General features: G+C 37.1%; 14 protein-coding genes and 1 CRISPR repeat array (1 of these 15 only partly in view). Of the genes, 4 read left to right on the top strand and 10 right to left on the bottom strand.

Annotated features, from left to right (window positions below; all coding sequences use genetic code 11):
• Nucleotides 1-28 precede the first annotated feature (28 nt).
• Genes J3U54_RS08095 through J3U54_RS08080 form a run of 4 tightly spaced genes read right to left on the bottom strand, consistent with a single transcriptional unit; the run spans nt 29 to nt 4,084 of the window.
• On the bottom strand, nt 29-1,324 hold the full coding sequence (locus J3U54_RS08095; protein WP_267385680.1) for an MBL fold metallo-hydrolase: 1,296 nt from the start codon (nt 1,322-1,324) through the stop codon (nt 29-31).
• A complete protein-coding gene (locus tag J3U54_RS08090) occupies nt 1,308-2,132 on the bottom strand; it encodes a carbohydrate ABC transporter permease (RefSeq protein WP_103753146.1) in 825 nt (274 codons plus the stop codon). Before J3U54_RS08090 ends, J3U54_RS08095 begins: the two co-directional genes overlap by 17 nt.
• Nucleotides 2,133-2,999, bottom strand: a complete 867-nt coding sequence (locus J3U54_RS08085; protein WP_267385679.1) for a carbohydrate ABC transporter permease — start codon at nt 2,997-2,999, stop codon at nt 2,133-2,135.
• Nucleotides 2,999-4,084 carry an ABC transporter ATP-binding protein gene (locus tag J3U54_RS08080; protein WP_103753148.1) on the bottom strand — a complete coding sequence of 362 codons (1,086 nt, stop codon included), beginning with the start codon at nt 4,082-4,084 and terminating at the stop codon, nt 2,999-3,001. Before J3U54_RS08080 ends, J3U54_RS08085 begins: the two co-directional genes overlap by 1 nt.
• Nucleotides 4,085-4,916: 832 nt before the next feature.
• On the opposite strand from J3U54_RS08080, the gene J3U54_RS08075 reads away from it, so the two are divergent.
• On the top strand, nt 4,917-5,747 hold the full coding sequence (locus J3U54_RS08075; RefSeq protein ID WP_103753149.1) for a helix-turn-helix domain-containing protein: 831 nt from the start codon (nt 4,917-4,919) through the stop codon (nt 5,745-5,747).
• A gap of 231 nt (nt 5,748-5,978) precedes the next feature.
• Here the strand turns inward: J3U54_RS08075 and J3U54_RS08070 are convergent, their stop codons facing one another.
• From J3U54_RS08070 to J3U54_RS08045, 6 genes are all read right to left on the bottom strand, one after another.
• The gene (locus J3U54_RS08070; protein ID WP_103753150.1) at nt 5,979-6,851 is read right to left on the bottom strand and encodes a DNA/RNA non-specific endonuclease; all 873 of its coding nucleotides are present in this window, start codon (nt 6,849-6,851) and stop codon (nt 5,979-5,981) included.
• Nucleotides 6,852-6,953: 102 nt separating this feature from the next.
• Nucleotides 6,954-7,907 (bottom strand): exonuclease domain-containing protein, encoded by a 954-nt coding sequence (locus J3U54_RS08065; RefSeq protein ID WP_103753151.1) that lies wholly within the window; start codon nt 7,905-7,907, stop codon nt 6,954-6,956.
• A gap of 14 nt (nt 7,908-7,921) precedes the next feature.
• A complete protein-coding gene (locus J3U54_RS08060; protein ID WP_267385677.1) occupies nt 7,922-8,740 on the bottom strand; it encodes a Sir2 family NAD-dependent protein deacetylase in 819 nt (272 codons plus the stop codon).
• Nucleotides 8,741-8,763: 23 nt separating this feature from the next.
• Nucleotides 8,764-9,399 carry a DUF421 domain-containing protein gene (locus tag J3U54_RS08055; protein ID WP_174683356.1) on the bottom strand — a complete coding sequence of 212 codons (636 nt, stop codon included), beginning with the start codon at nt 9,397-9,399 and terminating at the stop codon, nt 8,764-8,766.
• A 15-nt stretch (nt 9,400-9,414) separates the two neighbouring features.
• The gene (locus J3U54_RS08050; RefSeq protein ID WP_103753154.1) at nt 9,415-9,864 is read right to left on the bottom strand and encodes a DUF3290 domain-containing protein; all 450 of its coding nucleotides are present in this window, start codon (nt 9,862-9,864) and stop codon (nt 9,415-9,417) included.
• 157 nt (nt 9,865-10,021) lie between these two features.
• On the bottom strand, nt 10,022-10,777 hold the full coding sequence (locus J3U54_RS08045) for a PAS domain-containing protein (protein WP_267385675.1): 756 nt from the start codon (nt 10,775-10,777) through the stop codon (nt 10,022-10,024).
• 203 nt (nt 10,778-10,980) lie between these two features.
• Here J3U54_RS08045 and J3U54_RS08040 point away from each other — a divergent pair, with 203 nt between their 5' ends.
• Genes J3U54_RS08040 through J3U54_RS08030 form a run of 3 tightly spaced genes read left to right on the top strand, consistent with a single transcriptional unit; the run spans nt 10,981 to nt 13,019 of the window.
• Complete coding sequence (locus J3U54_RS08040) at nt 10,981-11,895, top strand: proline-specific peptidase family protein (RefSeq protein ID WP_103753156.1); 915 nt, start codon at nt 10,981-10,983, stop codon at nt 11,893-11,895.
• Nucleotides 11,896-11,922: 27 nt separating this feature from the next.
• Nucleotides 11,923-12,144, top strand: coding sequence for a hypothetical protein (locus J3U54_RS08035; RefSeq protein ID WP_267385674.1), 222 nt, complete (start codon nt 11,923-11,925; stop codon nt 12,142-12,144).
• A gap of 26 nt (nt 12,145-12,170) precedes the next feature.
• Nucleotides 12,171-13,019 carry a glycosyltransferase family 2 protein gene (locus tag J3U54_RS08030; RefSeq protein ID WP_267385673.1) on the top strand — a complete coding sequence of 283 codons (849 nt, stop codon included), beginning with the start codon at nt 12,171-12,173 and terminating at the stop codon, nt 13,017-13,019.
• A gap of 248 nt (nt 13,020-13,267) precedes the next feature.
• A CRISPR array of direct repeats spans nt 13,268-13,560; the repeat unit is 36 nt; unit sequence GTTCTAGTCATCACTGATCTAACAACCATCTAAAAC (it continues 7 nt past the right edge of the window).

Genomic DNA, 13,560 nt, shown 5'->3' with positions numbered 1-13,560 from the left:
AAAAACTAAACAACAATTTTTTGATTAACTAAAGCGTGATTGTTTCATTACGCTTCGGTAAAATCCGTTCTCCAAATGGGTTCTCTTCCAGCTCCGGATGCAATGTGTGCACCGGAATCAATTTTGCTGGTTGAACCTCTTTAATAATTTCTTTGAGTTCCATTTCGTCTGCATGACCGGAACAACGCAAGTCTTTGAACTCAATTTCATTATGGGCTAAATCTTGCAAGAAAGGCTTATATGCCGGATCAAAATCACCTAACGGTTCAGCGTTAGAGTGAATATAGATTCCGCCTTTTTGCAAATTGGCATAATTCCCAACTGCTTGCCAGAGGTATTCATGATCATCATTTAACAGTTCATCATACGAAACTGCTAATTCCGGTTTCAGATCTGTGAATATTTTATCCCCTGGCAAGTAGTAGTAGGGGTAATCCTGCTCAATACTTTCCTTAAGCAAATGTGCCCGTTGCGCATATAAAACAACCTGGCGCGGCGAATCAGCGATAATGCGTAATAGCCGTTCAACATTAGTTGGGTAAGTATTAAAAGTAATCTGCTTATGTGGGTTATCCTGTTGCAATTGAACAATTTCAGCAGTCAATTCCCGCTCATTTTTGGGACCAGTAAATTCTTCGCTACTTGCAGCACTTTTTTCTTCCGGCCAAGAAACGCCCGTACCTTCAATAATCAGTGCATCACAGTTCTTGGCAGCAGCTAAGTAGGCGTGTACCCAATCAGGATGATACCCGTGTAACCTGATATCTCCTGTGTAAGCTATTCGCTTATCCGGGGTGGTAATAATCAATCCTGTTGCCCCATGCGCATCGTGATCACTAGGCCATATTTCCAGCGTAATGTCACCGACTTGGATTGGCTGTTGAAATTTAGCAGCAATGATTGGTCTTACATAGCTTGAAGAATGACCAGAAGCTGGCAAAAGAAAATCACCATGTTCATTTAGTGCCGGCATCATTTGTGCCGTAATTGGCCCAGCATAAAGTGGAATTTCTGGCGCCAAAAAATTCATTGCCTTACTGTGGTCAAGATGTAAATGTGACATGTATGCTGCCGCATGTTCCCAGCGCTCATGATCAATTGGTTTACCCGTAATTGCAGGATCGTAAAAATTAGGAACATCCCCAATCAGTTGATGCTTGACCAATGTTTCATATTTTTCATCGGGTAAAGCAAGTTCAGGACGATAGACTTCGCCGAGGTCAAACAACACATGCGAGCGGCGATAAGCCACTTCAATCATTGGTCCGCCAATTGTTGTCAGACCGTTATAAAAGGTAATTGTGGTCTTAGCCTTTGAGGTCATTACGAACTACCCCCTTAATAATTTGCTTTCTAAATATAAAGTACAAAATTAGGATTGGAACAACCGTTAAAGTTGCCGCTGCTAATTGCAATTGGGTTTCACTACCAGCATCAGAAGCAAAAGCTGAAAGACCATTGTTAAGAAGGCGCATTGTATCTTCGTTAGTCACAAGCAGTGGCCACAAGAAGGAATTCCAGCCTGAGATAAAGCTCAAAAGTCCTACAGTGAAAAGACCACTTTTAGACATTGGCACCAAAATTTTCCAAATGTAGTCCCAATCACTTGCACCATCAATCATGGCAGCTTTATAAATTGTTTCCGAAATGGAACCAAAGTAGCTTTGTAAATAATACATATAAAAGATGGACGTTAAGAATGGTAAAACCAGACCAATATAGGTATTAAGTAGACCCATATGTGCAATCGTATTGTAATTGGTAAAGATAATTGCTTCACCGGGAACCATCAATAAGGAGAGCATTACCATCTGAACAACGCCCTTACCCTTAAAGCGTAAGTTAACCATCGCAAACGCTCCAAGCAGCGAATTAAATAAGCTGACCAGCGTAGTAATTGAGGCGGTTAAGACCGTATTGAAAAAGTACCTGGCAAATGGCGCCCGAGCGAAGACTTTCGCATAGTTACCCCATTCGAAATGATGCGGAATGAGCGTTGGCGGAATTGAGGTTGTTTCCTGAAAATTCATTAGTCCGCCCAAAATCATGTAGATAAATGGAAAAACCGTAATGAAGGCAAAGATGAACAAAATAATGTAACTGAATATGACTCCTAAGCGAATTCGTTTCATTTAATTTTCTCCTATCTTCTTCATCATTTTGCGTTGCAAGAAAGTAGCAAATAAAATAATCAGGAATAAGATCACTGTTGCGGCCATGGCCACTCCCGGAGTACCAACGGTTTGGAACTTATTGTAAATATAAAAGACCGCCGTCGTACCGGAATTACCGACTCCAGCTTGTCCGTTAAACAGCGCATACACTGACGTGTAGATTTTAAATGCCCCAATAATATTCATCGTTAGTAAAAAGGCAATCGTTGGCACTAATTCTGGCATTGTAATCTTCCAGAACTTATCCTTACCACTAGCCCCATACATATCTGCAATCGTATAAAAATTAGGGTCAATATTTCTGAGTGCACCCATCAAGATCACAATATTGAAAGCCAGCGATGACCAGATACCAAAAATGATAATCGTGGTCAGTGACATTGCCGGGTCATCAATCCAATCAGGTGCTGGCAAATGGAGACTTCTTAATAAGAAATTCATCATGCCATAATCACCGTTAAAAATGTAACGGAAGACAATCCCAATCGCGATAGTTGAAGTAACATATGGCATAAAGAAGGTTGTTTCAAACAACGACTTATGCTTAACTTTGTCAAAAATAATCCAGGCAAGCATAATCGAAATTGCTAACCCGACCGGAACAGAAATTATTGCATATAACAAAGTATTCTTAATTGCCAACCAGAATTCTGGATCATTAAAAATATACTTATAGTTGTTAAATCCCGTCCAAGTCAAATCAATGAGTGACCCGCTTTGGAAACTCATGCCAAAAGCCCGCAGGATAGGATAGATACTAAACAAAGTGACAAAAATGATTGTTGGCGCTAAAAAAAGCCACGCTTTTTTCTGATTAGTTTTCATTAGTAAACCCGCTCTCCATCAGGTGTAAATAGAAATACCCGGTCCAATTTCATCGTGAGATTAACTTGATCCCCATGCTTGATTGGTACTTCCAAGTCAATCAATGACCGTGCTTGAACGTTGTCATAAGTAAATTTCAATACCCGTTCACGTCCAATTAGTTCTATATCATCAACTGTTGCGTGCAAGAAACCATCTGGTGCAAGAACAACATTTTCTGGTCGAACCGATAAGGTATATTCCCCATCAGGTAGTTCTCGTTTAAATCGTGCTTGTTTTAAATCAGCTAATTGAATAGTAAAGTCGTTAGCTTTTAATTCATTTTTAGTTTTAGTTACCTTAAAGTTATCAATTACCGGATTGCCAACAAAGTTAGCTACGAAGTAATTGTTTGGCTCTAAGTAAAAGTTTTGGCCTAAATCATCTTGTTGGATAATGCCGTCATTAAATAAAATGATTTTATCACCAATTGATAACGCTTCTTCTTGATCGTGAGTAACAAACAAGGTTGTAATTCCCACTGATTTAACTAGAGCGCGAATCTCTTCTCGAATTTTCAAGCGTAATCTTGCATCAAGATTACTTAAAGGCTCATCCATTAATAAAATTTTGGGTTCTTGAACTAACGCCCTGGCAATTGCAACCCGTTGCTGTTGACCACCTGATAAGTTGCCTGGCTTTTGATCAGCCAATTCCGTAATTTGCGTCAGTTCCATATATTTTTGTGCGACCTTCTCGGCTTCCGCCTTAGGCTTTTTATTTTTCCCTACAATTAATGGAAACATTACGTTTTGCAAGACAGTCATATGAGGATACAATGCATAGTTTTGAAAAACGTAGCCAATATGTCGATCTTTAGGTTCGACATTCACCACTGACTTACCATCAAAGAGAATTTCACCTGAAGTTGGGTTGAGCAGACCTGCCAGCATATTCAAAATTGTTGTCTTACCACAGCCAGAAGGACCTAGAAGACAAACAAGATCTCCCTTTTTGACAGAAAAGCTGACATTCTTAATAGCTTCATGCCCATTATCGTAAACCTTTCTGAGATTTTTCACTTCAACCAATTTGTTGTTATCCATAAGTTCGCACCACTATATCTTGTATTGAATAATTTTTGTCCTTCTAATTTTAAGATAAAAATCACTTTAATACAACTTAATTTACTTAATAAAAATTCGGAGTTTAAGGTCATAAGATCACTTTTTTTCTTAACTATTCGTATTTTTAGCTTTAATCACTAATTATTTGCTATAAATCATAATTAATGTTCTTGTTTTTCAAGTTACAAAAAAGGTGTTACTAGACTACAATACTTGCTCTTGCAAGTTTATTTGCCTCTTAGGATTTAATCCGAACATTCATTATTATTTTTATCTTTTTAGTTTAATCATGCAAAAATCTTGATTTCGTTATTTTATATATTTTTGTATATTTAATTTGCATTATTATTATTTTTCGCATACAAAAACACATCCTTAAATTATGTTTCAAAGATGTGTTAGCAAAAATATACTTATAAAATAATTATATTATAATTGTTGCATTACTTAATTAATAAATAATAGTAGAAAATATTTAGTTTATCAACTAAATATAAATTAAAATAAATTTAATATATATCATATTTTAAAATAATTAAATTTAGCAATTTACTTAAAACAGAAAGATTCTAATAATTAGAATAATGCTGCTAAGCATCCGAATAAGAACAAAAAATTGGAAATCATTTCATCCACCTTCTTTCTTAAAAACATTTTTAAAGGATATATGTTCACTATTACTTCATAAAGTGATGATATTATATCCTATAAGCAATTAAATAATAGTACTCAAAATAATTAAATGAAATAAAATGTGGGCTTATTTCACATTTATAATGCAATAGTAAAACTGATAAAGAAGGAGAATACAATGAAAGCTTTTGGTGAGACTATACAAAAAATTAGAAAATCACGTGGAATCACTCAAGCCGAACTTTCCAATAACTTACTAAATCGGACAACATTATCCAAAATTGAAAACTCATTTGAAGAGCCTTCTTATCAAAATTCTTCTCAATTAATCAAACGTTTAGGTATCACTCAAGTAGAATTTGACTACATCAGAAATGATTATAACTTTAGTCCAAAAGAAAAAATAATTTTTGATTTTTTCAATATTGCTTATAATACAGAATCTACCAAAATAGATATTTTACTAAAAAAATGTTCCCAATTTCCTGACGACAATGAGATCAAAAAGATTAGCCTCATCTTAAAAGCGTTTAAATCAGGAAACTTAAACTCTGCTAGAAAAATAATTTTACCCTTTTGGCAATCTCAAGGATCAAAAATTGATAATTGGAATATTTTAGATCTTTATCTATTAAATATGATTTTTTTTGTCTTTGATGAAGAAAGCATGATGGGTATTTCTAATCGAGCAATTGAAACTATTGAAAATAAATATCCATTTCTAGAATCTCTGGAAGAAAATTTTGCTTTAAATAAAGCTGCTATTCTTATGAGTATGAATAAATTTGATTCTGCGGCAGAAATTTTAATTAAAGCTATTACTTTAGCTAAGTCAACATTTCGATACGATAAATTATTTATGGCTAAAGGTCGTTTAGCCATTTGTCAAAAAAATAAAAAAGAGACTGTCAAATGTTTAAAAACTTTGAAAGAAATGGAAGCTTTTGATGTCTATGGCGGTTTACGGACCGAAATAAAGGAATTCGCCGATCGGTTTAACGAAAACTAGAAAAACTAAACTAAAGGCTATTGCGATGCAATAGCCTTTAGCAGGGTATATTTTATAGTTTTAATTAAAAACTTATATTTTGGGGGATATTATTCCATGTTCTATGTCGTATCCCCTTAAGTTTTTGTTCTCACCTACCTTTACCTAAATTTTAAGGGGTAATAAGTAGCAATAATTAAATTGTTCTGTTATTTCACATTACTAAAAAGCGTTGCACACAAATGCAACGTTTTAATATTGTTCTTTTACCAGCATCTCGTGGTCTATTTTTGCTCGTCCATTATTATAATCAAAAGAAAAACCGGGCTGAACATTAAATAAATAAACATTGAAATCTAAACTGCCATCAGTCGATACGGCTTGCAGGTTAATTCCCCGAGCCATCAATTCTTCTCCGCGAAAAATCGGAGTCGCCTGGTAAATTACCCGCTTATTTTCCCGCAATGCGGTCCGAACGCGACTTTCGAAGATCGTCTGAATGCGCTGATTGGAAAAAGCGGACTGCGTAAATAAATTTTTGGGATTATTTTGATCTCCTGAAAGGTTACGCGGATTAAAATTACCTTCCTGGTCTATCCCCGCAGAAACGGAATAGGCAATCAAGTGGCCGCGGTTGTATATTTGCGTTCCATTGCGGCGATTATAATGCCAAGCAGTTGGCTGCACAAATTGCTGAACCCGCAAGCTACCGTTGGCAACGTTGCGTTTTTCTAAAAAGGCAGTATTGGAATGAGACGTTCGGTTAAGATTATCTAGGTTCGAATAAATAACGCGGTTGACGCGCCATGCGTTTTTAATCAAAGTTGACTTGTCATTATTAACCGTAATATAAGCCGAAGAACCACTCTTAAAATTGAGCTGTGCCAGTTTAGCATAATCTTGCTGTGACAAACCACCGTAGACTTTAGCTGCTGGCTTAGCCTGTTCAATCTTATTCTTCTTTGCTGGCTCATTGCGCGTTATTTGATTAATTGTCTGTCGACCGCTTGGATCCGTACCGCCTTTAGTCGAAACAAACCATAGCAAGAACAAAATAATAATGACTATCGCCCAAAAGTCACCATTAATTACCTTTCTGCTTTGTCTTCTCCGCCTGCGTGCCATTACATCCGCTCCTTATTTGATAATAACTAAGTATAGCTAATCGAACTTTTGTTTGCAATAGCTGTAAGAAAAAAGCAAAGCTTTTTACTTTGCTTTAAGATGTTAATTTCTAGCCCATTCATCAAGCATGTTCAAGAAATAGCTCTCAGAAAGACGTTTAATTTTACTGCCAGATTTATTATATTCACGTGCTTGCTGAATTGCCTCATTGTTTTTATCAAAAAAGCTATCGTCATCAATAATTAAAAAATTAGTATCGGGCGTAACGATTGTCTGAGCCTGACCATTCATATTATTAACCATCAAAGCAGCTTCCGCATTATCCATATTGATTCCGTCAACGAACGCAACCTTTTTATTGTTAACCGGATTGCGGTAGCCAAGTTCCCAGGCTTCCAGTTCGGCTGCAAGTAAATCCATGTTTTTAATCTTACCCTGAGCCTTAGCCAGTAATTCATCTGTAAAATTAGCACGAAAATCATCGTAAACTTTTTTGGTATCGATTGAATCGTCTAAGCCGTGATGCTGTTCGGTTTCTGCAATGCCTGCGCGCTGCATACAGTCAAGCAAGCGGTTATGTTGGAACGGATAATAAGCACGGGCTAAACGCAGCACATCAACATAATCATTATTTAGTTGAGGCAGCTTAAACTTTTCCGTTAAGTCATATAAAAAATTCAAGTCAAAGTTGACGTTGTAGCCGATAATAATGTCATCACCGATAAATTGCCGAAACTCCGTCATTGCTTCTTTAACTGGAATACCCTTTGTTAACAGCAGCTCCTCAGTTATGCCGTTTAATTTAGTAATAAAAGCCGGAACCTTATTCGAGCGCGGATAAACTACCAGTTTACTGAACTGATCAACAATTTCGTTATTACGCACCTTAATGGCACCAAGCTCAGTTACATGATCACGGTATGGGTTAAGCCCCGTCGTCTCAATATCAAGCAACGTATAGTCAGCAATAAAAGCCGGATTTTCTTGGCCCTTGGCACGGAGTTTTTCTTGCGCACCAGTAACATGCAAAACACCGTTTTTGATATAAATACTCATCACAAGCCCCCTTTTTAAAGCAAGTTCTGTAATAAAATAGCTGAATCGGCGTTTACGCCAGCGCTTCTGGCTTGGATATCGAGCGGTAATTGCTCTTGACGATAATCAGCAGCAACATAAGACCACTGCGGATATTGCTGGACAAGGTGAATAATTGGCTGAAGCAGTTGCGGGCTAGTTTCGTCTACCCCCAATTCAAGGAAAACAGTTTTTTCCTCTTCATTACCAGTTAAAAACCACCGAAAACGAGTATTAGCATCTGTATCCGGGTAAAAATGCTCATTTAACGGCATGTGAATTTCCATTGGCTGACCGCATTTTTTACATTTAGGCACAAAAGCCGCTAAATCCTGCTTTTGCTGTTTAGCAGCTATGATTTTTTGGACGGCACCACGACTATCTTTAAGTCCGTGATTAATGCCACTTGAGCACTGCATTTTTGTCCAATCGCCAAAAACATTAAAAATCCGGTTTTCATTAAAGCCAGCACTTTCAAAGAAATGACCAAAGCTGGATGTTGCAATAAAAAACTTTTTTCGGCCAATTAATTTGCGTAAATTTTTCATTGTTTGGCTTGGCTGATAAGCAAGCGAATAATGCGCAATCAGTTGACTCCAACAAAGCCATTTGTCAGACCAAGAAGCAGATTGCTGGTCTAACGCTTCTCCCACGGAATTCACATGATACTTTTCTGCAATTGTGGGAAAGTCCTGTGCAAAACTCGCTTGCCCCAATAGGTCAAGTCCCTCCAATTTTGCCATTCCATTACCCGCAACGATAATCATCACATCGGCATCAGCAACCAGATGCTTCGCCTTACTTAAATTTTCCATCTATTCCTATTACTTTCTAATTGTTATTTTTGATCATAGCTAGTAAATGAAAGCTTGCCATTTTCAATATCAGCTAAGAAAATATCACCAATATTGTCATAGCCTGCATCTTTTGCTTCCTTTTTTAACCAATCTTCATCCTTATCAATAAATTCAAGCACTTCTTGGTTAATTTGACCATCATTAATTAGTGGAAAGCGAAGATTTTTTTCATCTTCTTGAATCACAGTTAGTTGACCATTCTTCTCAAAAATACAGTTTTTAACTTCATTAACCGAGTAAACACCTTGACTCCGTAGCTTAAACATCAACTCATTAGCAGAAATCCCGGCAGATAAGCAGTTCTTAACCAGAACTTTTCCATCCTTAATAATTTGAATTGGTTTGCCATCAATCAACACGCGAATAATGTTGCTGTGTTCACGGGCAAATTTAAGAATAAAGACCACTAAAGTCCAGACAATTAACACTAGGAGAAACTGCAGCACCGTGATGCTGGAATTATAAATAACCCCACCGATAATGCCACCAAGAACATAGTTCTGCAATTGGTCTAATGCCGTGGTTGGGGCAATATTGCTTTTACCAAAAACATTAATCTGGAAAATTAATGTTAACACACCTAAAACAAATTTAATAAAAAGTTGCGTATAATCCATGTCAATTTCCCCCTATTAATTCTTGACATTAACTTCATGATTAATAACATGAGCTTTCTTTAAGGTGTAGCTATTATTATCATCATTCAGTTCCAATTGGTAATCAATATCTTTTGAATTAAGTCTGACAATTAGACCATTTTGTAAATTAGTTGAACTAACCATGACATCACTATTAGAAACACCGTGGTCTTTAGCAACCGACTTAATGAACGGAATGATCTGTTCAGACTGGGATTTTACCAAATTGGTTTGAACATACTTTTCATATTGTGTTCCAACAAATAATAATAAGAAAAGCAACGCAATAATTCCTAGGTCACGGTAACGAGTATCGAACCGGTGCCGCAAGTAAAGAACTGTAAAAGCAATCATCGTTAACGCCGCAATTGCGATTAAGACATACAAAATTGTTTTACTAGTATTCTGATTTTGCTCAATGTACTTGAGTGTGTAAAAAGTCATAACACTACCACCTCTAGTTAAAAACTCCGCACCGGGTATTAAAAGCGATGCATTAATGTAATATCATGGTTAACTCACTAAACTATGTTTATAAGTCTACCTAATATCAGTATATCAAAAAGTGGTTAGAACCTGTCTAACCACCACTTGTGAATATTTATTTTAACGATGACGCTGTTGTCGCATCATCTGCCACCTTTTCTTTTGCTGTAGGGTGTTCTTCTCTTTCAGCAGCTGCCTTAGTCGATGCTCCCGTTGCAGCATCCGGAGAAGAATTGCGCCGATAAGTAGCGCCTGTAACTGCATCTGGGTCATTAACCAATTTTTGTCCAGTCGTTTCGCAGAAATACTTAACTAACGGATAAAGATCTTGTACCCACTCGTAGATCCCAGCATAATTACCCTCATCATCTTCTACGCGCTTGTAGTAATGTAAAACTAATTGATGCAAATTACCAGTCGGGACAGGCATATAGACTTCATCATAACCATCCTGTTTGGTCCGCAATGCGTGGACAACTTTTTTAGCTTCAGGAATGACATCGCGTACATCTGGATGAACTTGTCCCATCGAACTTCCTACTTGATCAGGCGTTCTTTTTGCCTTCATCTTTGTAGCTGGATCTACCGGACGGTTGTACCACAAAAACTGATTGTTATCGTCAACAAAAGTCAGTTCTCCAATCGTGTTGCGCAGCATCCAGTTAATTTGATTCACCGTCAATAAACCACTATCAAGCTTGACGTAATCATCACCACTTGCCGCGTGCGTCTTGGCCGCCGCTTGTTCTAGCCAATCCGGATCATCAGGAGCAACATCACTCACCGTGTAGCGACTTTTACCCGTGGCGGTAAAATTTTCTGCTAAATATTCTTTTTCAGCCATCTTTTTTAGCCAGTTTGGTTCTGCCATAATATCTCTCCTTATTTTCCATAATTATTCTTTAATTATATCATGTATGCGCTTCACCAAAACGTAAGAATAGCAATAATATCGCCGCTTTTACCTTAATAAAAATCTTGCTATTACTTTTACCACGTATTTTACCTGCATGGTTTTTCTTTCAATGCTCATGAGCTAAAATAGAAATTAATCATATTAAGAAGGAGAACAAAATGAAAACTGGTTCCAAAATCATCACTTTAGACAATGGTTACCACTTATGGACAAATACTCAAGGACACGGTGATATTCACTTACTCTGCCTACATGGTGGTCCTGGTGGCAATCATGAATACTGGGAAGACACAGCCGAGCAATTAAAAAAGCAGGGCTTGGATGTACAAGTAACAATGTACGACCAACTGGGCTCCCTTTATTCGGATCAGCCAGATTATTCTGATCCAGAAATCGCAAGCAAATATTTAACTTATGACTACTTTTTAGATGAAGTAGACGAAGTGCGCGAAAAGCTCGGATTAGATAACTTTTATTTAATTGGGCAAAGCTGGGGTGGCCTGTTAGTTCAAGAATATGCCGTTAAATACGGCCAACATCTAAAAGGGGCAATCATCTCGTCAATGGTCGATGACATTGACGATTACGTTAAGGCCGTTAATCGGCGCCGTCAAGAAGTCTTACCACAAACGGAAATCGACTTTATGCATCAATGCGAACAAAACGATGACTATGACAACAAACGCTATCAAGAAGATGTCAATATTCTCAACATTAATTTTGTCGACCGTAAGCAGCCTTCTAAGCTTTACCACCTAAATGATATCGGTGGCAGCGAAGTTTACCATGCCTTCCAAGGGGATAATGAATTTGTCATTACGGGAAAGTTGAAAGATTGGCATTTCAGAGAACAATTAAAGAATATTAAGGTGCCGACTTTAATTACCTTTGGTGAGGAAGAAACCATGCCGATTGCTACTGCTAAAATTATGCAAAAGGAAATTCCTAATTCGCGTTTGGTTACTACGCCTGACGGCGGCCATCATCACATGGTTGATAATCCTGCTGTTTATTACGAGCATTTAGCTGATTTTATCCGCCAAGTCGAAGATAATTCCTTTGCTGATAAATAGTTGTCAAAGCAAAAAAATATATAGTAAATGAAAAAGCAAGCAAAATTTGAAGTAACTCCTAAATTTAGGACAAATTTGGGGGTTATTTTTGTAGCTAAATTATCTAAGCAAGATAAAATTGATATCTATCAGCTTTGGCATAGTTATGGAGCGGGTAGCATAGAACTCAGTCAGCGTGGACAATCTAATATTAGTTACTTGTTGGCTTTGATTGACCGTCATAGTCTAGCTATTTTAGACCAGCTTTAGAAGATACCGTCAATCAAATTATTCAAATGAATTATTCCCTTGGCAAGACACTTATTGGCATTATTGATGCGGATAGTCACTTTGATTCTGATTACTTAAGAGAGGTCGTTGCTACCTTTCAAAATTCCTTTTACGACCTTGTTCAAACACGTGTTGACGTTTATAACACTGTTGATAACCTGACAATAATGCAAAATTTTGAATTTTCCATTTATAATGCACTATTGCAAATGGCACGAACAAATTGGGGATCGGCTTTGGCTTCTGGCAACGGTCAGTTCGTTACGTTAAAAATGGCCAAAAATGTTGGCTGGTCTTCCTCCCTGCTTGAAGACTGTGAGTTCTCACTCAAGGGATTGCTGAAAGGCTATTATGGCACTTTCTTAAATACCGTCAGTGTTAAGCAAGAAGGTGTTTCCAACTTAAACAAACTTATCCGGCAACGGACTCGCTGGTGCCAAGGTGGCCTGCAATGCCTTAGGATTTATGGCGGAGCAATAATGAAAGCCAAACATCTTCAGACAATTGTTAAAACTTTCATCATTTTTTTCTTAATGGTGCCATATCTATCCATCATAGTTGTTCCATCATCAATTATTTCGGTTTCGGTTTTGATTTTTTATGCTTTCTATCGACCATTAATTGGTTTAGCAATTATTTTCACATTATTATTCACAGAAAACCTGGTCAATACGTTAATGATTGAAAAGCAGTGGCACGAATCGAATTTAGAGCCACCTAAAAATCACTTAAAGATTTTTAGAATAATCTTTAGCTTTGCCTTTTATCGCTGGGTGCTAGCCTTTATCCCCTATCGCGCCATAATCCGCCAATTAAAAGGGAATGATTCATGGTTAAAAACAGCTCACAGCTAGTTATATGTAAATGCACTAAAAAGCACATCACAAACGATGTGCTTTTTTTGTTGAGCAAAATTAGTTAATTCACATAAGCAGCAGGTGGCGTAAAACTCTGGGGCAAACAATCTCTGAAATTACTACCAATAAAGGGGCGTGGACTCGCTACTTTTTAAAATTGTGCGTCTAAAATTGCCATAAAAAGCCAACAGCTCTGGCTCGACAATAAAGGCAAGCTAAAGCCAACTTTATTAATAGATGCTTTTATTCTCGCCGTCACTGATCTAACAACCATCTAAAACTCACTAGTTAGGTTTGTAGAAACTTTTTTAGTTCTAATCATCACTGATTTAACAATCATCTAAAACATTAAGCAATTGATACAACATATAGTGATTGTTCTAGTCATCACTGATCTAACAACCATCTAAAACATTCAAGTAGTTAACAATATCAGTGGTAAAGTTCTAGTCATCACTGATCTAACAACCATCTAAAACATAAGTGCTGTTATATCAACCGTGGAATGTGTTCTAGTCATCACTGATCTAACAACCAT

The sequence above is a fragment of the Lactobacillus sp. B4007 genome, from assembly GCF_026535895.1.
Lineage (GTDB): Bacteria > Bacillota > Bacilli > Lactobacillales > Lactobacillaceae > Lactobacillus > Lactobacillus panisapium.
The sequence above is the reverse complement of the archived record's forward strand: the minus strand, read 5'-3'. Positions and strand labels throughout refer to the sequence as shown.